The 26,072-nt window shown below is 65.2% G+C and carries 23 protein-coding genes and 1 pseudogene; 7 read left to right on the top strand and 17 right to left on the bottom strand.

Annotated features, from left to right (window positions below; genetic code table 11):
* Positions 1-59 precede the first annotated feature (59 nt).
* From F6X42_RS28055 to F6X42_RS28025, 7 genes are all read right to left on the bottom strand, one after another.
* Entirely contained in the window at positions 60-359 is a 300-nt protein-coding gene (locus tag F6X42_RS28055) for a hypothetical protein (protein WP_187637305.1), read from the bottom strand.
* A gap of 87 nt (positions 360-446) precedes the next feature.
* A complete protein-coding gene (panE, locus tag F6X42_RS28050) occupies positions 447-1,382 on the bottom strand; it encodes a 2-dehydropantoate 2-reductase (RefSeq protein ID WP_187637304.1) in 936 nt (311 codons plus the stop codon).
* Positions 1,383-1,510: 128 nt separating this feature from the next.
* Positions 1,511-2,935 (bottom strand): efflux transporter outer membrane subunit, encoded by a 1,425-nt coding sequence (locus F6X42_RS28045; protein ID WP_187637303.1) that lies wholly within the window; start codon positions 2,933-2,935, stop codon positions 1,511-1,513.
* A 9-nt stretch (positions 2,936-2,944) separates the two neighbouring features.
* Positions 2,945-4,516 (bottom strand): DHA2 family efflux MFS transporter permease subunit, encoded by a 1,572-nt coding sequence (locus F6X42_RS28040; RefSeq protein ID WP_187637302.1) that lies wholly within the window; start codon positions 4,514-4,516, stop codon positions 2,945-2,947.
* A 7-nt stretch (positions 4,517-4,523) separates the two neighbouring features.
* Complete coding sequence (locus F6X42_RS28035; protein WP_187637301.1) at positions 4,524-5,624, bottom strand: HlyD family secretion protein; 1,101 nt, start codon at positions 5,622-5,624, stop codon at positions 4,524-4,526.
* 81 nt (positions 5,625-5,705) lie between these two features.
* On the bottom strand, positions 5,706-6,128 hold the full coding sequence (locus F6X42_RS28030) for a MarR family winged helix-turn-helix transcriptional regulator (protein ID WP_187637300.1): 423 nt from the start codon (positions 6,126-6,128) through the stop codon (positions 5,706-5,708).
* 82 nt (positions 6,129-6,210) lie between these two features.
* Positions 6,211-6,633 carry a MarR family winged helix-turn-helix transcriptional regulator gene (locus F6X42_RS28025; protein WP_187637299.1) on the bottom strand — a complete coding sequence of 141 codons (423 nt, stop codon included), beginning with the start codon at positions 6,631-6,633 and terminating at the stop codon, positions 6,211-6,213.
* Positions 6,634-6,885: 252 nt separating this feature from the next.
* Here F6X42_RS28025 and F6X42_RS28020 point away from each other — a divergent pair, with 252 nt between their 5' ends.
* Genes F6X42_RS28020 through F6X42_RS28005 form a run of 4 tightly spaced genes read left to right on the top strand, consistent with a single transcriptional unit; the run spans position 6,886 to position 11,007 of the window.
* Complete coding sequence (locus F6X42_RS28020) at positions 6,886-9,231, top strand: TonB-dependent receptor (RefSeq protein WP_187637298.1); 2,346 nt, start codon at positions 6,886-6,888, stop codon at positions 9,229-9,231.
* Positions 9,232-9,252: 21 nt separating this feature from the next.
* Positions 9,253-9,873: a MotA/TolQ/ExbB proton channel family protein gene (locus tag F6X42_RS28015; RefSeq protein WP_187637297.1), complete on the top strand. Its 621-nt coding sequence runs from the start codon at positions 9,253-9,255 to the stop codon at positions 9,871-9,873.
* Positions 9,873-10,271, top strand: a complete 399-nt coding sequence (locus F6X42_RS28010) for an ExbD/TolR family protein (RefSeq protein ID WP_187637296.1) — start codon at positions 9,873-9,875, stop codon at positions 10,269-10,271. Before F6X42_RS28015 ends, F6X42_RS28010 begins: the two co-directional genes overlap by 1 nt.
* A 31-nt stretch (positions 10,272-10,302) precedes the next feature.
* Positions 10,303-11,007, top strand: coding sequence for an energy transducer TonB (locus F6X42_RS28005; RefSeq protein WP_187637320.1), 705 nt, complete (start codon positions 10,303-10,305; stop codon positions 11,005-11,007).
* 7 nt (positions 11,008-11,014) lie between these two features.
* Here F6X42_RS28005 and F6X42_RS28000 read toward each other — a convergent pair.
* Together F6X42_RS28000 and F6X42_RS27995 are read right to left on the bottom strand one after the other, a co-directional pair.
* Positions 11,015-11,338: pseudogene (locus F6X42_RS28000) on the bottom strand (tannase/feruloyl esterase family alpha/beta hydrolase); the annotation flags it as partial.
* A 13-nt stretch (positions 11,339-11,351) separates the two neighbouring features.
* Complete coding sequence (locus F6X42_RS27995) at positions 11,352-12,317, bottom strand: GlxA family transcriptional regulator (protein ID WP_187637295.1); 966 nt, start codon at positions 12,315-12,317, stop codon at positions 11,352-11,354.
* Between the two features lie 110 nt (positions 12,318-12,427).
* On the opposite strand from F6X42_RS27995, the gene F6X42_RS27990 reads away from it, so the two are divergent.
* On the top strand, positions 12,428-12,718 hold the full coding sequence (locus F6X42_RS27990; RefSeq protein ID WP_187637294.1) for a YciI family protein: 291 nt from the start codon (positions 12,428-12,430) through the stop codon (positions 12,716-12,718).
* A 56-nt stretch (positions 12,719-12,774) separates the two neighbouring features.
* On the opposite strand, the gene F6X42_RS27985 is transcribed toward F6X42_RS27990, so the two are convergent.
* Both F6X42_RS27985 and F6X42_RS27980 read right to left on the bottom strand, forming a co-directional pair.
* Positions 12,775-13,587: a DUF4377 domain-containing protein gene (locus F6X42_RS27985; RefSeq protein WP_187637293.1), complete on the bottom strand. Its 813-nt coding sequence runs from the start codon at positions 13,585-13,587 to the stop codon at positions 12,775-12,777.
* 272 nt (positions 13,588-13,859) lie between these two features.
* Positions 13,860-14,393 carry a DUF8737 domain-containing protein gene (locus tag F6X42_RS27980; protein ID WP_187637292.1) on the bottom strand — a complete coding sequence of 178 codons (534 nt, stop codon included), beginning with the start codon at positions 14,391-14,393 and terminating at the stop codon, positions 13,860-13,862.
* 87 nt (positions 14,394-14,480) lie between these two features.
* Here F6X42_RS27980 and F6X42_RS27975 point away from each other — a divergent pair, with 87 nt between their 5' ends.
* Entirely contained in the window at positions 14,481-15,413 is a 933-nt protein-coding gene (locus F6X42_RS27975; RefSeq protein WP_187637291.1) for a LysR family transcriptional regulator, read from the top strand.
* Here F6X42_RS27975 and F6X42_RS44275 read toward each other — a convergent pair.
* The 4 genes from F6X42_RS44275 to F6X42_RS27955 all read right to left on the bottom strand — a co-directional run bounded on the left by F6X42_RS44275 (position 15,400) and on the right by F6X42_RS27955 (position 22,767).
* Entirely contained in the window at positions 15,400-15,543 is a 144-nt protein-coding gene (locus tag F6X42_RS44275; RefSeq protein ID WP_246530250.1) for a hypothetical protein, read from the bottom strand. The genes F6X42_RS27975 and F6X42_RS44275 overlap by 14 nt on opposite strands.
* 176 nt (positions 15,544-15,719) lie before the next feature.
* Positions 15,720-16,610: a transglutaminase family protein gene (locus F6X42_RS27965; protein ID WP_187637289.1), complete on the bottom strand. Its 891-nt coding sequence runs from the start codon at positions 16,608-16,610 to the stop codon at positions 15,720-15,722.
* The gene (locus tag F6X42_RS27960) at positions 16,607-19,210 is read right to left on the bottom strand and encodes a circularly permuted type 2 ATP-grasp protein (RefSeq protein ID WP_246530249.1); all 2,604 of its coding nucleotides are present in this window, start codon (positions 19,208-19,210) and stop codon (positions 16,607-16,609) included. The genes F6X42_RS27965 and F6X42_RS27960 overlap by 4 nt, the downstream gene beginning before the upstream one ends.
* A 68-nt stretch (positions 19,211-19,278) precedes the next feature.
* Entirely contained in the window at positions 19,279-22,767 is a 3,489-nt protein-coding gene (locus tag F6X42_RS27955) for a transglutaminase family protein (protein WP_187637287.1), read from the bottom strand.
* A gap of 291 nt (positions 22,768-23,058) precedes the next feature.
* Here F6X42_RS27955 and F6X42_RS27950 point away from each other — a divergent pair, with 291 nt between their 5' ends.
* Positions 23,059-24,129, top strand: coding sequence for a zinc-binding metallopeptidase family protein (locus F6X42_RS27950; protein WP_187637286.1), 1,071 nt, complete (start codon positions 23,059-23,061; stop codon positions 24,127-24,129).
* 78 nt (positions 24,130-24,207) lie between these two features.
* Here the strand turns inward: F6X42_RS27950 and F6X42_RS27945 are convergent, their stop codons facing one another.
* Together F6X42_RS27945 and F6X42_RS27940 are read right to left on the bottom strand one after the other, a co-directional pair.
* Entirely contained in the window at positions 24,208-25,497 is a 1,290-nt protein-coding gene (locus F6X42_RS27945) for a DUF3443 domain-containing protein (protein ID WP_376776442.1), read from the bottom strand.
* Between the two features lie 32 nt (positions 25,498-25,529).
* The gene (locus F6X42_RS27940) at positions 25,530-25,979 is read right to left on the bottom strand and encodes a DUF2844 domain-containing protein (RefSeq protein ID WP_187637319.1); all 450 of its coding nucleotides are present in this window, start codon (positions 25,977-25,979) and stop codon (positions 25,530-25,532) included.
* Positions 25,980-26,072: the final 93 nt, after the last annotated feature.

Here is a 26,072-nt window from a genome sequence, read left to right as displayed (position 1 = left end):
CGGATTGCGGTGTCGTTCAGGAAGATGCCGGAGTCGCCGGCGCGCGGCTTCGGCGGGCGTCAGAAGACGACGGAAACCGCCACCGCGAGCCAGATCGCGCTCACGCCCGCGAGAAACAGATGCCGCGCGATGCGCACGCGTGAGTCGCTGTTCTCCGGCTCGACGGGACTCGTCGCCATCCACGGCACGAGGCCGAGGCACGCGAAGCCGGCCAGCGCGAACACAAAGACCACGACGTCGGCTTTGTGCCACGCGGTCGGCTCGTACATGCCCCAGTAGCCGAGAAACACGATGCCGATCGAGAACACGGTCGCGGAAGCGGCGCTGAGCGCGGGCACCGATCCAGTGGGTATCGGCATGCTTGACCTCCGATCGTCTGGTTGCGGCGACGCTCGCGCGCGGCGTTCCATCCACCGCCCCGCGTTCGCGCCGGCGCCGGCGAGCCGTCACGAAGTGCGGGTCTGGCGCGCTTCGTACGTCTTCAGATGACTATAGGCGATGCGCAGCAGCGACAGGTCATGCTCGCTCTTCTGCGCGTCGCCACCGCGCGAGATCAGGTCGCCGAGAATATGATCCGCCTCGGTGTGCGAGCGGTTTTCGACGTCGCGCAGCATCGACGCGGTCAGCGGCGACGGCGTCAGCAGCACCTGGGTGGCGCGCGCGTCGAAGTCCGCGGCCATCGTGAAGCCGTTGTGCTCGGCCACCGCGCGGCATTCGCCGAGCAGATTTTCGATTGCGCGCTTGCCGTCGGGCGCAGTCAGAATATCGCCGACCGAACCGCGCATCAAGCACGTACTCGCGGCCAATGTGGCGAGGAACACCCACTTTTCCCACATGCGCAGCAGGATGTTGTCGCTGACCGCGACATCGAAGCTAGCGCCGGACATCGCATCGGCAATCGCCTGGGTGCGCTCTGACGTGCCGCCCACCAGTTCGCCGAACGTGATCGCATGCATGTCGTTCAGATGCACGACGTGCTGCTCGGCATTGAGCGTCGCGGCGATCACGCACTGGCCGCCGAGCACGCGCTCTTTGCCAAAACGTGCGCTCAGCACCTCGATATGGCGCATGCCGTTGAGCATCGGCAGGATCAGCGTCTGCTCGCCGACGAATGGCGTGAACGAATCGATCGCGTCGTCGAGACTGTAGGCTTTGCAGCTGAGAAGCACGACGTCGAACGGCTCGGCGGCGACACCGGCGAGTATCGTCTTCACGTCGCGCAACCTGAGATCGCCGCGCGGGCTGTCGATGACGAGGCCGTCCTGCCGTAGCTTTTCCGCGCGGCCGGCGCGTACGAGGAAGGTCACGTCCTGCCCCGCCGCCGCCAGACGTCCGCCGAAATAGCCGCCTACCGCGCCCGCTCCTACTACCAGAATTCGCATCTTGAGCCTCTTGAAAGGTTTCGATTTGCCGATCATGCGTGTCGCTGGTGCACGCATCCCGATGGTGCCGCGTGTGGGGTTCTTGTGCACGAATGTAGCAAAGATCGAGGATCGGTTCCGGGGAGGCTTCACTGCCCGGCCGCCACCGTGTCCCCCTGCTCCCACCCACCACCCAGCGAACGGTACAGCGCGATCGCCGAAAGCGCGTGTTCGCGCCGGGCCTGATTCAGCGACTCCGAGTCGCGCAGATACGCTTCCTGCGCGGCGAGCACATCGAGGAAGCTCGACGCACCGCCTTTGTATAACTCGGTCGACAGACGCAGCGCATGATTCGACGCATCGAGCGCACCACCCAAACGCTGCACCTGCACCGCGCCGCTGACCAGATCGCTGCGGTTGTCCTCCACCTCCTTCAGCGCTTGCAACATCGCCTGCTGCAAAGCGAGCTGCGATTCGCGCATGCGGCTCTCGCTCGCGTCGATGTTCGCGGTGATGCGCCCGGCGTTGAAGATCGGGCTCGTCGCGTTCAACGCGGCGCTGAACAGGTTATCGGTCAGCGTCGGCAAGCCGAGGTACGACGACGCAAGCAGCCCATTCGTCAGATTGATCTTGAACTGTGGATAGCGCTGCGCTTTCGAGACCCCCACTTCCGCCGCGCGCTGTTCGACGAGCGCATAAGCGGTGCGCACGTCGGGCCGATGCAGCAACGCATCGGACGGCAACACCTGCGGCGCGCTTTGCGCCGGCACCGGAATCTCGCGCGCGTCGGCAAGCAGCAGCGTATCGAGGCTTTCCGGCGTACGCCCCGAATACACGGCGATCAGACTCAGTTGATGCTGCACCGTCGATTGCATGCGCGGAATCTGTGCCTGCAAGTCCTGCAACTGGTTCTGCGCGCGGGCGACGTCGAGCTGCGTCGACAGTCCGTAATGCAGACGCTCCTGCGTGAGCTTCAGCGCGCGGCTGCGAATCTGCTCGTTGTCGTCGAGGATCTGCAACTGTGCCTGCGCCCAGCGCAGATCGATATACGCGGCCGCCGTGTTCGCGGCGAGCGCGAGCCGCAACTGGTTCAGCGCCGCGACGCTACCCGACACCTGCGCCTGCGACACGAGCACCGCGAGACGTTCGCCGCCGAACACGTCCGGCGTCCAGCTCGCGGCCAGGCCGAAACCGGCCTGCCGCACATAGCCGAGCGGCGGCGGCGTGTTGCGCCGCTCGATGGACGCGCCCGCGTTCGCATTGAGCTCCGGCACGAGCGCCGCGCGATCTTGCGTCACCAGGTCCTGCGCCTGCTTCACGCGCTCGGCCGCGGCCTGCACGTCGAGGTTGCCGATCAACACCGATTCGATCAGTCGATGCATGACCGGGTCGCCGAATTGCGCCCACCATGCGTCGGTGTTCACGCTGTCCTGCGGCGCGGCGACGCTCCACGCGGCCGGCGCGAGCGTCTGCACCGTATGCGGCAAATCCGCGTGCGTGGCCGGTTGCACCGCGCAGGCCGCGAGCGTCAGGAATGCCGCGCTCGCCATCAAGTTCATCACGATCCGATTCATGTTGGAGTCCTAGTGGGCATCGGGTGGCGGTGCGGTGTTGCCGAACGGGCGCGAGAACAGCACGCTCAGCAGACCGACCACGAAGCACAGCGAAACCGCCAGAAAGGCGTCGGAGAACGCGAGCACCAGCGCTTCGCGCATCAATGCCGCGTGCAATTCGGCCAGCCCCGCATTCGCAGCGTTCAATACATCCCCGCCGATTGCCGACAGATAATCGGCCTGTTTCCGCAGGATCGATTCGACGACCGGACGGCCCGCGTTCAGATGTTCGTCGAGCCGTTCGTAATGCAGGTTCAGGCGGTCGTTCAACATCGTGCTGCTGACCGCGATGCCGATCGCACCGCCGAGATTGCGCATCAGATTGAACAAGCCGCTCGCGGAGCGCAGCCGCGACGGCGGCAACGCGCCGAGCGCCATCGTGACGATCGGCGGAATACAGAACTGCTGTCCAATGCCGCGCAGCGCTTGCGGAATCAGCAACTGCTGCCAGCCCCACTGGTTCGTCAACGGCACGTACAGATAGCAGCCGACGCCAAACAGCACGAGTCCGAACACCATCAGCATGCGCATGTCGACGAAGCGCGCGAGCGCCGAGTACGCGGCGAGCGCGAGCAACTGGAAACAGCCGACGGACAGCAACGCCAGACCGATCTGCAGCGAATCGAAGCCGCGCACGCGGGCGAGAAACACCGGTGTCAGAAACACGGTGCAGAAGATCCCGATTCCGGTGATGAACGACAACAGACTGCCGATACCGAAGTTGCGCAACGCCAGCGCGCGCAGGTCGACGATCGGTTCCTTCGCGGTGAACGCATGCACGAGGAACAGAAACCCGCAGATCGCCGCAACCCACGCGCACAGCACGATCACGTCGTCGCCGAACCAGTTCTTGCGCGGCCCTTCTTCCAGCACGTATTCGAGGCAGCCGAGAAAACCCGACATCAGCACGATGCCGAAGTAGTCGCCCTTTTTCAGCAGCGACAGATCGACCGTGTCGATATGCACGTATTTCGGCACCAACAGCGTGACGGCGACGCCCGGCACCAGGTTCAGGTAGAACAGCCAGTGCCATGACCATTGCGACGTAATCCAGCCGCCGATCACCGGTCCGATCGTCGGCGCAAGCGACGCCAGCGCGCCGATCGTCGTCGATGCGATCAGGCGCTGCTTGCCGGGAAACAGCACGAACGCGGTCGTGAACACGGTCGGAATCATCGCGGCGCCGAGCGCGCCTTGCAGACCGCGAAACAGGATCATCGAGTTGATGTCCCAGGCGAGCCCGCACAGCATGCTGGTCACGGTGAATCCGAACGCCGAGAACGTGAAGAGCCACCGTGTCGAGAACACGCGCGTGAGCCACCCCGACATCGGAATCACGATGATCTCCGCGATCAGATATGAGGTCTGCACCCACGAGAGTTCATCCTGGCTCGCGGACAGCCCGCCACCGATATCGCGCAGCGACGACGCGACGATCTGGATATCGAGCGTCGCCATGAAAAAGCCCAAGCACATCAGCGCAAATGCGAAAACCTTGGTGCGGGTCGGCTGGTCGGCGGGGTTGTCGAGAGCGTCAGTCATGATCGGTTCATCCCTGCGCGGCCGGATGGCCCGCATCGACGTGCACTTTCACTGTCGCGGACAGGCCGGGACGCAACACGCGTTGCATGTCCTTGGGCACGTCGAGGCGCACGCGCACCGGGACGCGCTGCACGATCTTCGTGAAGTTGCCGGTCGCGTTTTCCGCGGGCAATACGCTGAAGGTCGCACCGGTCGCCGGCGCAAGGCTTTCGACCACGCCGCGCAGCGAAGTGCTCGACGCGTCGAGCTGGACCTCCACGCTGTCGCCCGCGCGCATCTTGCGCAGCTGGTCTTCCTTGAAGTTCGCATCGATCCACAGACCGCTCGCGGGCACCACGGTCAGCAGCGACACGCCGGTGTTCGCGAGCAGCCCGACGCGCGCGGTGCGATTGCCGACATAGCCGTCGATCGGCGAGCGAATCGTCGTGTACTCGACGTTCAGCGCGGCCACGCGCTGCGCGGCTTGCGCGGTCGCGATGCGCGCCTTCGCGTCGCCGATCTGCGCGTCGAGTACCGCGATCTGCCGTTGCGCCGCGAGCAGCGCCGCGCTGCTGCGATCGACCGCGGCGCGCGCTTTGGTCAGATCGGCGTCGGCTTTCTCGACGACCTGGTTCGATACCGCGTCGTCTTTCACGAGCTCGCGGTAGCGCGTCTGGTCGGCCACGCTGCGCGTCAGCTCGGCGCCCGACGCGCGGACCTCGGCGGCCTGCTCGTTGATCGTCGCGAGTTGCAGCGATTTCTTCGCTTCGAGCTCGGTGACCGCCGCCCGCGCGCTCTCCACTTCCGCGTTGGCCTGCGCGAGGCGCGCGTCGTAATCACGAGCGTCCAGACGCACGAGTACCTGGTTGGCATGCACGAACTCGTTGTCGTGCACCAGCACGTCGGTGACGAAGCCGTTGACCTTCGGCGCCATCACCGTAACGTCGCCGCCGACGTAGGCATCATCGGTCGTCTCGACCAGCCGGCCGACGAAGAACCAGTACGACGTGGCGAGCGCCAGCACGACGACAACGGAGAGGATCGCGAGCAGCATCCACGGGATACGCCGCGCCGCTCTGGCGGGTTGTGTGGCGCTCGGGGGCGCGACGGTCGAGGGAGTTGTGGACATGATATCGGTATGTGCGTATGCACTCTTCACGTTGAAAAAAACGGCGCAGTGCGCCGGCCTCCGCTACCTTCGGCGATGACGTCAAAGGGAATCTCTGGTGATCGCAAATAGCTCGGTGCGTAGCGCGGCCGCGCGCGCCTCGCCGAAGCGGTGTTCGAATTCGGCCTGCGCGGCGTACCAGTGCGCGCGGCCCGCGTCTAGCCGTTGTTCGCCCGCGGCGGTCAGCAAAATCAGCAGCGCGCGCGCATCTGCGCCCATCGCCTCGCTCGACACGAGGCCGTCGCGCCGCAGCGGCTGGATCGTACGGACCAGCGTGGTGCGCTGCATGCGCATGGCTTCGGCGATCTGCTTCATCGTCATCGGACCGGTGCGATTCAGACGCCCCAGCAGCGAAAACTGCGTGATGGTCAGCCCGACATTCGACAGATGCCGGTCGTAGATCTGCGATACGTGGCGTGCGGCCTGGCGGATCGCAAAACAGTCGTCGTCGAAAAGCGCTTCCATTCGCTGCACTTCCTTTGCTTGTCAGTGCATATGCACACAAAATGACGTTATAGAACCCGCCGAAGCGGGTTCCTCTGCCGATCTAGTCCGTGATGCTGAAAAGCTCTGCGCGCAGCGTCTTCGCGCGCCCGCGACCGAACTTCTTTTCGAATTCTTCCTGCGCGGCGCGCCACGCGACGGAGGCCTGATCGAACATGGTTTCGCCCTGTTCCGTCAGACTGAACAGCAGCGTGCGGTTGTCGTGGTCCGCCGCTTCAGCCAGCACGAGGCCGTCGCGCTGCAACGGCTTCATCGCGCGGACCAGCGTGGTGCGCTCCATGACCATGGCGTCCGCGAGCTCCGCCATCGGCAGGTTAGGCGTGCGCGCCAGCTTCGCGAGGATCGTGAACTGGGCAGCCGTCAACCCGACGCTGCCGAGATGGCGCTCGTAGATCTGCGTGACGTACCGCGCCGCCTGGCGCAGCGCGAAACAGTTGCATTCGTCGTAAGAGATAGGGCGGTTCATAAAACCAACTCTATGTGTGCATATGCACGCTGTCAAGTTTTTTGCGGTTGGGCGGCGTTTGTGACTTGCCAGCAGAAAATGTTATGTTATAACATTTGGCTCAAGCCGACGCCCCGGTTCCGGCGTGATCGCAGCCCGAACCGTCAACTTTCAGTTCGCCTGTCCTTCCCCTGCCGGCCAGGGGCGAGGTGGGCGAGCTTTTGCCGAACGCTTTTGTTCATCAACGCATCGTCCATAGAGCGAGCAACAATAATGAAAAACCGCACACTGACCGCCCAGGCGGCGATCGTGTTCTGTACCGCCATCTCGAACGCATGGGGCGCGCCAAGCAACGCCATATTGACGGGCACGGTCTCCGATCCCGCGGGCCAACCCGTCGCTCACGCGAAAGTGGAGGTACAGGACGCGAGCGGCGCCTCCATCGGCGCGTCGAACACGGACACGTCGGGCCACTTCTCGATCGACGGCGTGGCGCCCGGCACGTATGCGGTCGTCGTCACCGCGGCTGGTTTTGCAAGCGGCAGCAGTATCGCGACCGCCCAGTCCGGCGCCCCGGCGAACGTTAGCGTGCAACTGCAAAAGAGCGGCACGCTCGACGTGCAGGTCAACGCGCAACGCCTGAACGCTGCCCGCAACGGCTTGCTGCCCGAAACGGGCAGCAGCGTCTATCGCTTCACGCAGGCGGATATCGACACGATGCCGGCAGGCGCGAACACGCCGCTCAATCAGGTGCTGCTGCAAGCGCCCGGCGTCGCCAACGACTCGTACGGCCAGCTGCACGTGCGCGGTGAGCACGCCAATCTGCAATACCGGATCAACGGCATCATCATTCCGGAGCCGATCAGCGGCTTCGGCCAGTCGTTCGACACGCGCATCATCGATCAATTGAACCTGCTCACGGGCGCCCTGCCCGCGCAGTACGGCTACCGCACGGCCGGTATCGTCGACATCCGCACCAAATCGGGCGACATGGGCAGCGGCGGCTCGATCGACGTATTCGGCGGCAGCCATCAAACCGTCAAAACAAGTGCCGACGTGTTCGGCAGCGAGGGACCGTTCAGCTACTACCTGAGCGGCTCGCTCGGCATGAACAATCTCGGCATCGAGAATCCGACGGCGAGCGCCAATGCGATTCACGATCACACGCGCGAGGGCAATGCGTTCGGCTATCTTTCGTATCTGATCAATCCGCTCACGCGCGTGAGTCTGTTGTTCGGCGCGACCAGCAACCAGTTCGAGATTCCGAACACGCCGGGGCTCACGCCGAACTTCGCGCTCAACGGCCGCAGCACATTCGATTCGTCGCAACTGAACGAAACGCAATCGGAGCTGAACAATTTCGCGGCGCTCGCGCTTCAAGGGACCAACGGCGGCGCGCTCGATTACCAGGTCGCGTTCTTTACACGCTATACGCGCACGAAGTTCAACCCCGATCCGATCGGCGACCTGATGTTCAACGGCGTGGCATCGGAGGACTTCCATAGCAACACAGCCAACGGCGTGCAGGTCGATACGACCTGGCGCATCAACGACAGGCACACGGTCCGCGCGGGCGTCTTCTTCCAGCAGGAACACGCGGTATTCGACAATAGCGTGTCTGTGTTCCCCGCCGACGCGGACGGCAACCAGCTCTCCGACGTGCCCTTCAACATCCAGGACAGCAGCAGCAAGACCGGCTATCTGTACAGCCTGTACGCCCAGGACGAATGGAAGCTGACCGACCGGCTCACGCTGAACTATGGCTTGCGCTACGACCGCATGGACGAGTACACGAGCGCGAGCCAGTTGAGCCCGCGCATCGGTCTCGTCTACACGCTCACGCCGTCGACAACGCTGCATGCCGGCTACGCGCGCTACTTCACGCCGCCGCCGTTCGAACTCGTGTCCGGCTCGACGATATCGAAGTTCGACGGCACGACGAATCAGAGTTCGGTAACGCAGAACGATCCCGTGAAGCCGGAACGCAGCCACTATTTCGATCTCGGCATCACGCAGAAACTCGGCCCTGCCGTCACGCTCGGACTCGACGCGTACTACAAGAAATCGACCGACCTGCTCGACGAAGGACAGTTCGGTTCCGCTCTGATCTACGTGCCGTTCAACTACCAGTACGGCAGAACGTATGGCGTCGAATTCACCGCCAACTACAAACAGGACAATCTCTCCGGGTATCTGAACCTCGCGTATAGCCGCGCGCAAGGCAAGAACATCAACTCCGCGCAGTTCAATTTCGGTGCGGACGAACTGGCGTTCATCTCGAACAACTGGGTGTCCCTCGATCACGACCAGCGCGTGACCGCATCGTTCGGCGCGGCATACGACTTCCACCAAACCACCTTCACGTTCGACGGAATCGTCGGCTCCGGCCTGCGCAGCGGCTTTGCGAACACCGATCGCCTGCCCGTCTATGCGCAGTTCAACCTCGGCGCGATCCAGCACTTCAACGAGCCGATGATCGGCAAGTGGGACGCGCGTCTGGTGGTGATCAACGCATTCAACCGCGTGTACCAGTTGCGCGACGGCTCGGGCATCGGCGTCGGCGCACCGCAGTACGGTCCGCATTTCGCGGTCTATGCGGGCGTGACCAAGTACTTCTGATCGACGGCAGGGAGAATCATCATGCAGGAATGGACAGGCTTTATCGCGGCGATGCGCACAGGCGGATGGATCATGTATCCGCTCAGCGTGCTCGGCGTGCTCGCGTTGACCATCATCATCGAGCGAGCGTATGTGTTCGCCCGCTTCTCACGCGCACCGGCGCGCCTTTTGCAACCTACGTCAGCCGATGACGACCGTCTGGACAATCTCGCCCCGCACCACGCGTTCCGGCGCATGGCCACGCCGTGGTTGCCCGAATCGGACTCGCCGCTGTGGCTGCGCGAGGCGTCGGCGCAATCGATCGCGTCGCAGATCGAGCGCGACATGGGCCGCGGGCTGTGGCTACTCGAAACGATCGTCACGGCGGCGCCGCTGCTCGGCTTGCTCGGCACGATCGTCGGAATGATGAAATCGTTCCAGCTGTTCGGCGGCAATGGCCTCGTCGATCCGGGCGGTGTCACGGGCGGCGTGGCGCAGTCGCTGGTGGCGACCGCGATCGGACTGATCGTCGCGGTGTTTGCGCTGTTCGCGTTCAACTATTTTTCACGGCGGCTCGAGCGTCTGATGGATGAACTCGAACTGTTCGCCAACGCGCGACTCAGCGCGCTGCGCCTGCAACACGAGGCGCAAGGACAGCGCTGATGAAACTCAAACGCTCGCGCGCCTCGCGGCGCGGCCGCATCGAAATCATTCCGATGATCGACGTGATGTTCTTTCTGCTCGCGACCTTCATGCTCGCCTCGCTGGCGATGCAGCGTCTCGACGCGGTGCGAATCAACCTGCCTTCGGGACGCGCGCAGCCGATCAGCACGAGCGAGCCGCTGACGATATCGGTGAACGACAACGGCGAGGTTTCGGTCAATCGCCACGTCGTTCGCGCGGATCAGATCGAGCCCGAAGTGAAGCGTCTGCTGCGCGCAGACGGCAACGTCGTCATCGCAGCCGACGATCATGCGGGACACGGCGCGGTCGTGCAGGCAATGCTCGCCGCACGACGCGCGGGCGCCGAACACTTTCTGATCGCCGTGCATCGTGAGTAAAGATTGCCGCGAGTTGGTCGAGGGGCACGGTGTGGGGACGTTGGGAACCTCAATCGCTTGTCTGATTGCGCTCGGAATCTGGCTGTCGGTGCTGATTGCGCTGTCGTCCGGATTGCTGAAGTCGAACCCGCCGGCCACAACGCCAGCCCCACTGGATATGCGCGTGGTCGTACTCGACGAACCTGCGTCGCCTGCGTCTCGTGCACCGGAATCTCGGGCTGCGGTTCCACCGGAACAGGCGCCCCCGCACGCGCGGACGCCATCGCGCACATCGGCGCATCGCGCGGTGCCGCCTGCGCCGACCAGGCCACAAGCGCTAACGACGCCTGCCGCCGCAGCGCCGCCTGCACCGGTTGCGAGTCCGGCTCAACGCCCGTCGCAAGATGAACGGGCGGAACAACCGGCCGCCACCGGTTTGCCGCAAACATCCGAGGAGCACGCCGCTGCGCCGAGCGGCGCTGCAACGTCCAACACCGCCGCCCGTTCCATTTCGCAACCGCTACCGACGCTGCCCGACGACTTGCGCGAGCAGGCCTATCAGACGATCGCGACAGCCCGCTTCACGATCCACGCCGATGGCTCGGTCAATGTCGAGCTCGTTCACGCGACGCCGAACCCCCGTCTCAATCAGCTGCTGCTCGACACGTTGCGGCGCTGGCGCTTTTTTCCAGCGCTGCGCGATGGCCAGCCCGTCGACAGTACGCGGGACATCCGCGTGCATTTCAACGTCAGTTGAGCAGCGCTCACTGGCTTGCGCAGGTGAAATTCGCCGCGACGTTCACGTCGCCCGAGCCGTTATAGCGCGGAAACGTCGGATACTGACACAGCGGCCGCGTGCGTCCGGGCACGCCCGCCGTATCGGCGACGATCTGCGCGGGCGGCGCCACGCTTTTGTCGACCCAGTTTTCGAGCGTCGTCAGCGAATCCCACGAGGCGTTGAACACCGTACTGACCGCATGGCCATAGCCGGGAATCTCATAGAAGCGCACGAAGTTCGCCACGGCGGACGCGCCCATTGTCGCTTGCAGTCGCTGATAGTACTGCTCGGTCGAGCGCGTGCTGACGACTTTGCAATCGCCTTCAACGCAGATCCGCACGCAGACCGCGCACGCCTTTGCCAAGCCGTCGGCGCAACAGCGTCCGCAACGTGGCGCCGTCGACATAACCGACCTCGGCCGCGATCGCGTCGATACCGAGGCCGCTGCCATGCAGCAGCGACTGCGCGTGCTCGACACGCAGGTCCTGAAAGTAGGCCAACGGCGATTTGCCGAGTACGTCCTGGCAACGGCGCTGCAGCGTACGCGCGCTCGTCGCCAGCGCGGCCGCCGCATGTTGCAGCGAGAACCCTTCCTTCAGATGATCGCGCGCCCATCGCTCGAAACGCTGAATCAGCGGATCAGCCTGAGCGAGGTGATTGGGGATGATGTACGGCGCCTGCGATGAGCGCAGATCGGCGAGCAAGTAGCGCGACACGAGCGCGGCCAGTTCGGGGCTCGCGCGGCGGATCAGCCACAGCGCGAGATCGAGGTGCCCCATCGCTGCGCCCGCCGTCACCCCGACGTCCGATGGCACCAGCATGCGCGACTCGTCGAGCGACACCGCCGGATAGCGTTGCCGGAACAATGGACCCAGCCACCAGGTCGTCGTCGCTTCGCGATGATCGAGGAGTCCGGTTTCCGCGACGAGGAACGTGCCGATGCACGACGCGGCGAGCAGCGCGCCCTGGGCGTGCCATGCCAGCAGTTGCGCTGCGGCGTCGCGCACGTCCGGCCGTTCGAGAGCCGGCAGCAGTTGCTCCGGTGTGCCGGTACTGAGCGCGGGAATGATCACCCAGTCCGGCTTCAGGTCCGCGGTGATCGCTTGCACGGGTATGGCCAGCCCCTGCGCCGAGCGGACCTTCTTGCGCACGCCGACGATCGACAGTTCGAAGTGCGGCCGCCCGCCCATCTTCGCGGCGGCGAACCGGTTGGCGAGCGAGAACGCGTCGAGCATGACGGTGAGGCCGGTGTCGAACAGCCCCTGCAACGCGAGCACGGCGATGCGCATGGCGTAAATGACCCTAAAGTTGTCATTTGCGACGATACAGGTTTTCCCGGTGCAGGGCTACAGTGAACCCAGTTGCAAATCGCAACGAACGTCGATCAAGGAGGTCACTCATGAAAGTTTTCGCCATCGCATCCGCGCAACCGACCCTCACCCCCGACAAGCTTCAGCAGCACATGCCGCACGAGGTGCCGGCCACACTCCAGCTTTATCTCGACGGCAAGGTCGAGCAGTTCTGGTTCCGCGACAGGGCCGGGCCGATCTTCCTGATGAACGTCGAATCGGAGGACGAGGCAAAGGCAATACTCGACGCGTTGCCACTCGTGGCTGACGGACTGGTCAAGTACGAGTACCTGCCGGTGGGACCGCTCGCGCCGCTCGCGCGGCTGATCCAGAAGGGATGAGGTTGCTGGCGGGATCAGACGTGCCGTCGGCGTGGCCGGCGGCACGCCGAAAAGCATCACTGCCCCACCTTCTCCGATTCAACGACGAGGTCCAGTACATAAGCGACCGACGCCCCACCGGCAGGCGGGTTTGTGATCGTAAAACGCTTCACGCGCACCACGTTACGGATGCCCGGCGTGTGCGTATAGCCTTCGATACTCTGATTCAACGGCTGCCAGGGACCGGGCGTGCCGCTCGCCAGGCCCTGCTCGTCGAAGAAGCGCTCGCGCACGAGCAGACATTGCGCGTCCGGCGTCGACGGATGGTTGCACGGCACCGACTGCGGCGCTACTTCGAGGAACGCTATCTGACCGGGGCCGCCATAACGCGTTTCGGCCGTGGGCAAGCCGGTGAAGCTCAGCGTATTGCCGTTATCGGTGACAAGTTGCAGGCTCGGCGCGTTGTCACGTGCGAGCAGGTTCACGTTGACGCTGCCACGCACACGCTGCGAGACCGCATCGTCGAGTGCGGCAAGCGCGGCATCGTGGCAGGCCATCATCGTGCTGACCATCGGGCCGATCTGCAGATGTCCTTTCCTCACCGTGTAACCTGCTCCCATGCTGTTGCAGCTATTGACGACGGTGATCCGGTACGGACTGAAGTCCAGTTGCACTGGCCTGTCCGGGCGGGCGAACAGCGCATCGATGCGGTTGCCGTTGCTGTCGATCGCGTTGCTAAGTTGCCAGTGGTACCGGGTCAGCAGCTCGGTACCGGTCTGCGACGCCGGGTTCGCGACGGTCGTGGCCGCCGACGGCGCCGGCGCTGTCACTTCGGGTGTCTGCGCGCAAGCGGCGAGAACGAGCGGCAACAAAAAGAGGCGGAATTTCACGTCGGCACCTCGGTGAGTTCAGTGGTTGTTCCGGGCGTTTGCTCGCGCCGCCAGGCAAAGGGGCGCGAGAATCAGTCGCATGCGCGAAAGCCGGAAAAGCCAGTGAAGCGCACCGCCCGGCCGCATTACGCCGGGTTTGCGCACCTGCGTCGTTCAGGCCGCGAGCATCGACTCGACGACCGACAGCATAACGCAGGTGGATGGCCGAAGTCGCCGCTCGATGCCTGATCGGGTTGTTCGTTAGGTCGCCGAACTGCGGATCGTGATGCGGGCTACACGTTGGAAATGTCATGGCTCACGGCAGCAACGGCGCGAAGCCGTTTGAACCGGGGACGCAGCATCAGATAGAAAGCGGCAACATGCGTGATCGCCAGCACCGGCACATAGATGATCGGGATCGCGTACAGGGCGCCCAGTTCGCCCGAATGCGCGGGCAGATCGGCCGCTGTCGCGTGGTAGTAGTCGAGGATCAGATCGACCGCGCCGACCACATTGAAAGCGACCACGAGCGACCAGAAAAGCGGACGTATCCGGGCCATCAGCAACGCCAGCATCGCCAGCACGCCGGTGGCGAAATCCCCATAGGCAGCGAACACGGCGAAGCTCGCGGGCAACTGCGCACTGACGACGCCAGGCAGCAGGAAGGCGAGCCCGAAGAAGCGGAAGCTATGCAAGGTGGCGATCGCGCGTTGCGCGTCGAACGCGGTCATTGACCTGAGCTTCGGCCAGACGTAGGTGCCGAAGAACAACAGCCAGGCAACGTAGCCCAGAACGAGATGCAACTGGAAGAGAAGCTGCGATGACATGGTGCCTCCTATCGAAGGTTGGATGCGCAGGTGATAGGTGTACCATCGTCTCGCGCGAGCGACTATTCCTCACAATGTTGACAGGCTATGAAGCAGAACTTCACAGTCAGGCAGGGCGCGCTCGACGGCGTCGAGGTCTTCCTCAGCGTGGCCGAGCATCGCAGTTTTCGCGGGGCCGCGGCGGCACTCGGCGTGACGCCGTCGGCGGTCAGTCAGGCGGTGCGCGTGCTCGAAGCGCGCATCGGCGCAACGCTGTTCATCCGCACCACGCGCAGCGTCGGCTTGACCGAAGCCGGCGAGCGCTTTCTGGCTCGTGCCAAGCCGGCTTTCGAGGAACTCGTCGCCGCCAGCGAGGTGGCGCGCGGACTGGGCGAGCGACCGTCCGGCCTGTTACGACTTTCGGTGCCGCGCGCGGTCGTGCCGATCCTGCTGGAGCCGCTGATCGCGTCGTTCTGCAAGGCCAATCCCGAAGTCGAGGTGGAAGTCGCGGCCAGCAAGGAACTGATCGATCTCGCGGCGGAAGGCTTCGACGCCGGCATCCGGTTGGGTCAGTTCATTGCCGCCGACATGATCGCGGTGCCATTGACGCCGCCATTCCGCCTGGTCGTGGTGGGGAGTCCTGGCTATTTCACGGCGCGCGGCCGCCCCGAGAATCTGAACGATCTGCGCGCACATGCCTGCCTGCGCTGGCGGCGCTCCAGCGGCGCGCTCGCGTTGTGGTCGTTCAACGACAACGGCCAGCCGGTCGAGATCGCCGTCTCCGGTCCATTCATTGCCAGCGATTTTCCGGGCATGCTGGGCGCGGCGGTCGAAGGCATCGGCCTTGCCCAGTTACCTGAGCCGATGGCCGCCGAGGGGTTGCGAACGGGAAAGTTGCTGCGCGCTCTGGATGCGTACGCACCGGTGATGCCGGGCGTGTTTCTGTACTATCCGAGCCGCCGGCAGGTCATGCCGAAGCTGCGTGCGTTCATCGATCATGTGAAGAGCCGCACGGCGCGCCCGTTGCCTAGCGATAGTTGACGAAGTTGATGATGTCGTTGAGAAACCACGGCAGAATCAGTTGTGTGTCGGAATAGCTGGTGCCGACGGTGAGTCTCGGTGGTCTTGAAGCGGCGTCGGCGGGTGGTGCGCCGTCAGGAGCGTGCAGCATGTAGGCGTTCGTCTCGACCGCCGGCTGATTCTTCGCCGGAGTCGTTGTGCAGCCGGCAGCGAAAACGACGAGAACGGCTGCGAAGCAAAGGGACTTCATGAACGGTTGAACTCCGGCGGCGTTTTCTCCATTATGGCCGAACTCAGTCGAATACCGGCAACGAACCGCGCCGGCTATCACAACTCCAGCACCGTCACCCCCACTTCCATCCGATGCGCGCCGCCACCAAGAATCGTCCCACGCAGCAACGATACATCGCTGTAATCGCGCCCAATCGCGAGCGTCACATGATCGAGATCGGCAAGCATGTCATTGGTCGGATCGAGATCGATCCAGCCGCTGGCGGGACAATGCACCGACACCCACGCATGCGATGCATCCGCGCCGATCAGGCGCGGCTGGCCCGGCGGCGGATCGTTGCGCAGATAGCCGCTGACGTAGCGCGCGGGCAAACCTAGCGAGCGCAAACAGCCGATCATCACCTGCGCGAAATCCTGACACACGCCGCTCTTCAGTTCAAACGCGCGTTCGGCCGGCGTATCGAACAGCGTCGCCGACGGCTTGTACACGAAGTCCTCGTGAATGCGATGCATCAGATCGATCGCGCCCGCGACGAGCGGGCGGCGGGGCGTGAAGCTCGGCAACGCATACGCGCGCAGCGACGGCCGCAGCGCGATATTCGGCGATGCGAAACAGTACTCCGCTTCTGGACGGAACGCGCCGCCCATGTGAAACCTCAGCGCCTCGGCCACCGTCTCCCAGGCCGGGGTGGCCTCGGCGTCGAGGTCGGTCCAGCGCGGCGTCAGCGCGACCGTGGTTTCGCTGATGAGTTGCAGACGTTCGTGAGGTGTATCGAGCGCGAAGTACAGCACGTCGTTGCCGAACGCGTCGATGCGGCTGTGCCGGTACGACGGCTCCGGCTCGATCCGCTCGCTTCGCGAGATCACACGCTGCCACGAACACGCGAGCGGCCGGATGGTCGCCAGATGCTGCGCGGTTTCGACGTACGTCGAATAATGGTAGGTAGTGCGATGCGAAACGGACAGCACCGTCGGTGTGTGCTTCATACCCACACCTGCGAAGCGACCGTTGTCGCGTGACTGAAATAGCGCGCGCTGATCTCATGCGCGGCCGCGTTGGCGAAACCGCCGATCTGATCGCACAGCGCAATCAGCTTGCCATACGATCCGTGTTCGTCGAGCTCGCACAGCGCTTCGAGCGACGGCAGCAACTCGACGCCCGGCAGCAGCTCCGCGAACGGCCGATGCCGCAGGCTGCCTGCCGCGATGGCGATCTCGTTGAGCTTGTTGCGCAGCCGCTCGTACACGCCATAAATGCCGCGTGGATTGTGCGGTTCGATCACGAGCAGATCGACCAGCGCGGGGACCTCGAACCGCCCCGGATACAACGAGCGATACGTGAGCGTGCTGTCGAACATTTGCAGCAGCAGATCGAAGCCGGCGGGCGTCGCGAGCTGGCCGTTCGCGGCGACGCCGCGCATGAACGCGGCCATTGTCGCGACGCGTTCGATATGACGCCCGACAAATAGCAGCCGCCACGCTTCATCGCGTGTCATGCGGTCGCCCTGCGCGCCGCTGATCGCCGATAGCTGCACCGACAGATGCTCGAGCGCATTCGCGAGCGTCACGCGGTCGTAGCGATCGAACGCACTGCCGCCGCTAGCGGCAGCCGCGCCGCCGTTGCCCTCGCCCACGCCCGCGCCCACGGCTGGCAGCAAGACCTGCAACGCGTCCTGAAAGTCGTTGCGCGCCGCGAGGATCATGCGCCAATGATCATTCGACAAACGCCCCCGCACCTCGCCGTTCGCGCGGGCCTGGCAATCGAGGTTCTGGCTGATGCTGACACTACCCGCGCTGTCGCCGAGATTCGCGATGAGCGCGCGCTCGAACGTCTGCGGCGATGCCGGCCCGTGCGGCGACGAGAGGTCGCCTGGCTGCACGAGGCCGCACCAGGTCGCGAGTTGGACCAGCGTCGCGAACATCGCGTCGGCGTCGTTGCCTTCGAGCGAGCCGAGAATCAGCCGCAGCAGCCGCACGTTGTTTTCCGCGCGCTCGCCGTAGCGGCCCGCCCAGAACAGGTTCTCCGCGGCACGGCTCGATACCGTGCGATGCTTGCGCGTGAGGTCGGCGGGCTGCATCGGCGAAGGCAGCAGCGTGAACGTCGAGCTTGGCTGGCTCGACAGCACCCAGGTATCGACGCTGCTGCCGCCGTGCTGCATCGATACCGTGGTCTGACGCTCGGCGGCCATGCGCGTGAAACCGCCCGGCATCACGTGCCAGCCGCCGTTGACGTCGGCGATCGCATAGACGCGCAGCACCGACGGCCGCCCGCCGATCGTGCCCGCCTCATAACGCGGCGTGCACGAAAAGCGCTGCTCCTGCTGGATCGTGAACGCGTCGGGCAACGCGTCGACGCGCTCGCGCCATGCCGCGAGCGGCTGCCTGCCCCGCTCGATGCCGGGCGGCGCGTCGCGTCCCGCGAGCGGCCATGTCGGCACGATCAACGCGTCGTCGAGATGCGTGAACGCGTGCTCGCGCGCGGCCTGTTCGCCGCACCACCAGGTCGGCACGCCGGGCAGCAGCAGCGCTTCGCCCAGCAACGCTTCGGCGATGCCCGGCATGAAACCGTGCAACGCCGGCGATTCGGCGAAACCCGAACCCGGCACGTTCGACACGATCACATTGCCCGCGCGCATCACCTGCAATAGCCCCGGCACGCCGATCGTCGAATCGGCGCGCAACTCGACCGGGTCGCAGAACGCGTCGTCGAGACGGCGCAGCACGACGTGCACGCGTTCGAGCCCAGCCAGGGTCTTCAGATAGAGCCGGTCGCCACGCACGGTCAGGTCCTTGCCTTCGACCAGCGTGACACCGAGATAGCGCGCGAGAAACACGTGCTCGAAATAGGTTTCGCTGTATGGCCCCGGCGTCAGCAGCGCGATATGCGGCGATGCATCAGCGCTTGGCTCGTTGCGCAGCGTCGCTTGCGCGGCCTGCACGAGCGTCGCGATCAGTTGCGAATAGAGCGGCGCGAGCCGGCTCACGCGCAGCGAGCGGAACGGCTCGGCGAGCAGCGTCGACACGATCAGGCGGTTTTCGAGCGCGTAGCCGAGCCCGGACGGCGCCTCGGTGCGATGCGCGATCACGCTCCACTCGCCCCCCGGCGTGCGCGCGAGATCGAGCGCGACGACCTGCAGATATTGACCGCCGGGCGGCGTGAAGCCCTTCACCGAGCGCAGATAGCCCGGATGGCCGAACACCAGCGCGGGCGGCAGTTGCCCCTGTTCGAGCAGCGTCCGCGGTCCATAGATGTCGGCAACGATCGCGTTGAGCAGATGCGCGCGCTGCGCGACGCCGCGCTCGAGGTGCGCCCACTCGGCCTCGCTGATCAGGAACGGCAGCAGGTCGAGCGCCCACGGCCGCGCCTTGCCGTTGTCCGCGTAGACGTTGTAGCTGATGTCGTTGTCGCGGATCTGCTGCGCGATCGACGCATGATGGTCCGCGAGCCGTGCCACGCCGCCTTCGTCGAGCAGCGCGAAGAACTGCCGCCATGGCTCGCGCAACGCGCCCGACGCGTCGCGCAGCTCGTCCCAATGTCCGTCATGACCCGGCAGCAAGCGCAACAAGGACGAAGCGTCCGCCGGCATGGCGGACGCTTCGAAGGGCAAAGTCGATTGAAAGGCCAAGGTCGTGTGGTGTCGGTGATGCGGGTTTTTCAACTGTGGCGCAGATCGAGAGTGAACGGAAACTCGAGGCTGCGCTGCGCTGCGCCCACGGCGAGCGGCCCGGGCGTATGACCGGACGCGAAGAAACGCGAGCGGCGCCGGCTTTCCGCCTCGTAGGCGTTGACCGGGAAAGTCTGATAGGTGCGCCCGCCCGGATGAGCGACATGATACTGGCATCCGCCGAGCGAGCGGCCACTCCAGGTGTCGACGAGGTCGAACGTCAGCGGCGCGTGGGCGCCGATCGTCGGATGAAGCGACGACGGCTGCGACCACGCGCGAAAGCGCACGCCGGCGACGCACTCGCTGACGCGGCCGGTCGGCTGCAGCGGCACCGGCACGCCGTTGACGCTCAGTACGTGACGATTGCCGTTCAAGCCCAGCGCGCGCACCTCGAGCCGCTCGACCGACGAATCGACATAGCGCACCGTGCCGCCGGAGGCGCCCTCCTCGCCCATTACGTGCCACGGTTCGAGCGCGTTGCGGATCGTCAGGTCGATGCCGCTCAGCGTCATCTCGCCGACGAGCGGAAAGCGGAATTCGAAGTGCGGCGCGAACCACGCGCTATCGAATGCGAAGCCCGCTTCACCGAGCTCGGCGAGCACGTCGTCGAAATCCATCTTCACGAAGGTGCCGAGCAGGAAGCGGTCGTGCAGCTCGGTGCCCCAGCGCGTCAGGCGCTGCGTGTATGGCGTGCGCCAGAATCGCGCGACCAGTGCGCGCAGCAGCAGTTGCTGCACCAGACTCATGCGCGCGTGCGGCGGCATCTCGAAGCCGCGCAGCTCCAGCAGGCCGAGGCGGCCGGTCGGTCCGTCGGGTGAATAGAGCTTGTCGATGCAGAATTCGGCGCGATGCGTGTTGCCGGTCACGTCGATCAGGATGTTGCGCAGCGCGCGGTCGATCATCCACGGCGGCAGGTTGTCGCTGTCGCGGCCGCCGAGCAGATCGACCTTCCGTTGCAATTCGGCGAACGCGATTTCGAGTTCATAGACCTGATCATTGCGCGCTTCGTCGATACGCGGCGCCTGGCTCGTCGGCCCGATGAACAGCCCGGAGAACAGATACGACAGCGATGGATGGTTGTGCCAGTAGGCGATCAGGCTCGCCAGCAGATCGGGCCGGCGCAGGAACGGGCTGTCGGCCGGCGTCGCACCGCCGAGCACGAAGTGATTGCCGCCGCCGGTGCCGGTGTGGCGCCCGTCGAGCATGAACTTCTCACTGCTCAGATAGCTGTGCGCGGCCGACTGATACAGGTACTCGGTGTGATCGACGAGCTCGTCCCAGTTCGCGGCCGGGTGAATGTTGACTTCGATCACGCCGGGGTCCGGTGTGACCTGCAGCACTTTCAGGCGCGGGTCGCGCGGCGGCGGATAGCCTTCGAGCACGATCTGCATCTTCAGCGCGTCGGCCGTCGCTTCGACCGCGGCGAGCAGGTCGAGATAATCGTCCAGATCGGTCAGCGGCGGCATGAACACGTGCAGCAGCGTGCAGCCGCTCCCGAACGAATCGGCTTCGGCTTTCGGGCCCGCCGCGCGTTTCGGGTCACGTGCCTCGATGCAGATCGCGGTACGGAGCGTGTCCTTCGACGATTCGCCATGCGCCGGCAGCGATTCGTCATGGCGCGGCGGCGCATACGCGAGCACGCCGCCGTGCGGCGTGCCGCTCAGCAGATCCGCCGCCGACAGCGACAGCGCCGCTGCCTGCCGGGCGCTCGCCGCTTCGTCGGTGTCCTGCCGGCTGTAAGGGCCGCCTTCTTCGTATTGCACGCGCAACTGCGCGGCCGTGCGCAGCGGCTGCGGCGGCGCGAACGGGTCGTGCGCGTGCTGATGCGGGTAGTCGGTCTTCGACACCCACGGCAGCGCATCGAGCGGCAGCCGGTAGCCCATCGGCGAATCGCCGGGAATCAGGTACATGCGGTCGTCGCGGAAGAACCAGCGGCCCGTGATCCACGTCGGCGCGAGGCCCGGCGCGGCGCGCTCGCGGCCGATCGGCAGCACGTAGCCGGACGGGCTTGCGAGCCCCGCGTCGAATACGCGGCGCAGCCGCACGCGTTCGAGCTCGTCGTCAAGGCGCGCGTCGAACGGATCGACGTTGACCGGCAGGCGACGCTCGCGCCACAGGTAGTACAAGGTGTCCTCGTAGCCGGGCTGGATGCAGTCCGTGTCGAGCGACAGCTTCGCGGCCAGATGCGCGATGAAGCGTTGCGCGTCGCCGGCCGTATAGCGGCCCGGCTCGCGTTCGTCGGCGAACAGCGCGGGGTTGTGCCAGCACGGCTCGCCGTCGGCGCGCCAGTACAGCGACATCGCCCAGCGCGGCAGTTGCTCGCCCGGATACCACTTGCCCTGGCCGATATGCAGGAAGCCGTTCGCGCCGTAACGTTCGCGCAGCCGGTCCATCAACGCGACCGCGTAGCCCCGCTTGGTGGGTCCAAGCGCATCGGTGTTCCATTCGGCGGCATCGCGATCACGCACCGACACGAAGGTCGGCTCTCCGCCCATCGTCAGTCGCACGTCCATGTCGGCGAGTTCGTGGTCGACCCGTGCACCCATCTCCAGCACGTCGTGCCACGCGGCTTCGCTGTACGGCTTCGTGACGCGCGGCGACTCCAGCACGCGTTCGATGGACATCGTGTGTCCGAACTCCACCTCGCATTCGTCGACCGCGCCCGCGATTGGCGCCGCGCTGCCCGGCTCCGGTGTGCAGGCGACCGGTATGTGCCCTTCGCCGGCGAGCAGCCCCGAGGTCGGGTCGAGCCCGATCCAGCCCGCGCCGGGCAGATAGACCTCGCACCACGCATGCAGGTCGGTGAAATCGACTTCGGTGCCGCTTGGGCCGTCGATCGATCTGACGTCGGGTGCGAGCTGCAGCAGATAGCCCGACACGAAGCGCGCCGCGAAACCGAGCTGCCGCAACGTCTCGACGAGCAGCCAGCCCGAATCGCGGCACGAGCCCGATGCGTTGGTGAGCGTCTCCTCGGGCGTTTGCACGCCCGGCTCCATCCGGATCAGGTAGCGGATCTCGTGTTGCAGCCGCTGGTTCAGCGCGACGAGAAAGTCCGCGGTGCCGGCCGGCGTGCGATCGATGCTCGCGACGAACGCGGCGAAGCGCGGCGTCATCGGCCGCTTCACGCTGTAGGGCGCGAGCTCGGCCGCGAGCTCCGGCGCGTAGTCGAACGGAAACTGCTCGGCCGAAGGTTCCAGAAAGAAGTCGAACGGGTTGTAGACGGCCATTTCGGCGACCAGATCGACGCTCACCTTGAACTCACGCGTCTGCTCGGGAAACACGAGCCGCGCCTGGTAGTTGGCGAACGCGTCCTGCTGCCAGTTGATGAAGTGCTTCGCGGGCTCGACGCGCATCGAGTAAGACAGGATCGGCGTCCGACAATGCGGCGCGGGCCGTAGCCGCACGACCTGGGGCGACAGCGTAACGAGCCTGTCATAGCGGTAATGAGTAACGTGATGCAACGCGACGCGTATGGACACTCCGGACTCCTCGACGAAAAGGGCAGCCGCCAAAAAAGCAAGCTCTATGCCGTTGCGGGACAAACTCGCGTGAACCGCCCGGTGTTGGCTGAATTGCGTGGGCGTTTTGCGTACCTCTTGCCTTACCGCCGGCCCGCGGCAGACCGTGCACCAAAGCGGCGCAGCACCGATGCACGATCATGACCATACTGTGCGTTAAACCGGTGACGTCTGGCAATCGCGGCATGAAGATTGCGATGGGCTTTCGCTCACCACCGCACACGACGTCGCACGCATCACGAGGCCCGCTCGATGAAAACCTTCCACTGCCATCGCTGCGCGCACCTCGTGTTCTACGAGAACGTCCGCTGCGAGCGCTGCGAGTCGCTGCTTGGCTATCTACCCGAACTGCGAGAAATCAGCGCGTTCGACTACGCCGGCGACGGCCGCTGGCGCAGCCTGCATCCTGACGCGAAAGGCGTGCTGTTCCGGCAATGTCACAACTACGCGGTCGAAAACGTCTGCAACTGGATGATCCGCGCCAATTCGCCCGATACGCTGTGCCGCGCGTGCCAGCTGACCCGCACGATTCCCAATCTGAGCGAACCGGAAAACCGGCTCTACTGGTACCGGCTCGAAGTCGCGAAGCGGCGTTTGCTGTACACGCTGGGCGAGCTTGGCCTCGACGTGCAGGCGCGCGACGCTGACCCCGAGCACGGCCTCGCGTTCGAATTCCTCGCCGACGGCGGCGACTGCGACCGCGTGATGACCGGTCACGACAACGGGCTGATCACGCTGAACATCGCCGAGGCCGACGACGCGCATCGCGAGAAAGTGCGCACCGCGATGGGCGAACCGTACCGTACGCTGCTCGGCCACTTCCGCCACGAGATCGGCCATTACTTCTTCAGCCAGCTGATCGAAAACGAACCACGCTGGCTCGAACCGTTTCGCGAGCTGTTCGGCGACGGGCAGGCCGACTACGGCCAGGCGCTGAACGCGTACTACCGTGACGGCGCGCCGGCCGGCTGGCAGGCGTCGCACATCAGCGCCTACGCGACGATGCATCCGTGGGAAGACTGGGCGGAGACGTGGGCGCACTATCTGCTGATCGTCGATGTGCTCGATACGGCGATGTCGTACGGACTCGCGCTGCTGCCGGACGATCCGAGCGAACCGACGCTGACCGACCGCACGCCAATCGAGGATGCGAGCTTCGGCAATCTGATGAAGCGCTGGTTTCCGCTCACCTATGCGCTGAACAGTCTGAACCGCAGTCTCGGCATGCCCGACGGCTATCCGTTTGCGCTCGCCGCGCCGGTGGTCGACAAGCTGCGCTTCGTGCATCGCGTGATCGCAGCGGCGGGTGACAGGAGCACATAAAAACGCCGCCGCCGGACCAACCGGCAGCGGGCATTCATCACGCTCGTCATCGAGCCGCGAGCGACAAGCCACGCGACCTCAGTAGGCCACATACGGCCCCTTCCCACCCGGCGTCGACTGCTGCTCGATCGCCGCATATACGTTGCGGCCGTAGAAGAACGGCAGCCCCCAGTCGAACACCGTCGAGGTGACGAATGCCGGTCCGGCGAGCAGCGGCAATGCCGAGTCGCCGCCATCAGTCTGCGCGATCGACATCGCGTTGCCGACATCGAACGTCACCGCGCTCGTCGTACCATTCACGCCTTCGATCATCGCGCCGAACTGCTGCGTCGAACCCGGGCAGTAATACGCGCTGTTCGGGCTCGCGCAAGCCGGCATCAAGGTGGTCTGGAAGAAGAGTCCCGTCGAGCCGCTGTCGAGAATGCTGCGCGTGTACGCGGTGCCGTTCTGCACCGTCGTGAACGTGCCGCTCGATGGACTCACGCCGATCACCTGCGCCCCGCCGAGCGCATTGTTGCTCTGCGTGCCGATGCCGAACACGAGCTGCCCCGACACCGATGGCGCGCCGCCCGACACGGTCGGCAGACTGAGCATGGAGCCGTTGTTGTCGGTCGCGAAGTACGGCACCGGATTGGCGACCTGGTACGTCTGCGCGAGCGGAATCGACGTGCAGTTGGTGCCGCTGCACCCGTAGTAGGTCGCTGGGATCGCCTGCTGCGCGCAGTTCGCGCCGCAGTCGTGCTTGAACACGCCGATGCCGAGAATGCCGTTCGCCTGCAAACTGGCCGGGGTGTTGCGCGCCGCGCCGACGGCCGCGCAATCGCCCGGCAGCGACGCGTAGTTCGGGTCGACCACCTGGATCGGCAGCGACGCGGCTTTCTCGCCGGCGAGCTGCACATCGGCGAGCTTCACCGCGCCCCACGTGTAGCCGTCGAAGAACTGCATGCATTCGGCGACGAGGTTGCCCGCGCCGTCCTTCTGCTGCGGCAGGCTCATCGACGCGGGCAGTTGCGACGCGAACACGCGCACGCCCCACGAGCCGGTATCGACGAGCACGTGATCGATCGTCTGGCAATTACTGGTGCCGGGTGCGCAGATCGTGATGCTGACGAACGGCATGTTCGGCACGTTGCTGATGCCGGAGTCGACCGTCACGCGCACCGCGTTCGCGGCCAGCACCTGCGGCGACGGCGACGTGTTGGTCACGGTCGAACCCGACGAGCTGGCCGAGCTGGCCGAGCTGGTCGAGCTGCTGGACGTGCTCGAATTGGCCGTGGTGCTCGCACCATCGCCACCGCCGCCCCCGCCGCCGCACGCGCTCAGCAGCAGAGTCAACAGCACGATGGGCGTCGCGCGCAGCACAGTCATCCACGAAGACCTGGATCGCATGATTCGCTCCGCTATTGAATGACGCTGACGTCGACACCCGCCGGCACCGCCCGCGGTAGATACGCATAGCCGGTAAACGCGCGCAGATGGCCGCTCGAGAACACCACGAGATCGCTGTTCGAGACCGCGAGCGGCACGCCGCGCCGCGTCGTGCTGGCGGTGACGTAGGCGTCGAAGGACGCGCCGAGCATCGCCTTCAGATCGGGCAGCGTCGGGCCATCCCATGCGATACCGAACACGATGCCATTGGCTGCCACGTACTCGCGCACCTGGGTGCCGGACGGCAGCGTGAGCGTATGCACCGCATACGCGCCTTGTGCGCTAGCCGCGCGAGCGACCGCGTGCAGGCGCGCCTGATCGCCGTCGACGGTGGCGGCGTTCTGGCCGAGCGTCGCGTGCGCGGCGAACGGCAACGCGCAGCATGCCCCGAGCATTGCGCAGGCAATGCGGGTAATCAGCATCGATTTCAAGAGATTTCCTTCGAGGTGAAACGCCCGCGACCTGGATGAAGCCGATCACAAACGCGAAACAGGGGGGCGCACACCTAACCGGCT

The organism is Paraburkholderia podalyriae, assembly GCF_014397785.1.
Taxonomy (GTDB): domain Bacteria; phylum Pseudomonadota; class Gammaproteobacteria; order Burkholderiales; family Burkholderiaceae; genus Paraburkholderia; species Paraburkholderia podalyriae.
The sequence above is the reverse complement of the archived record's forward strand: the minus strand, read 5'-3'. Positions and strand labels throughout refer to the sequence as shown.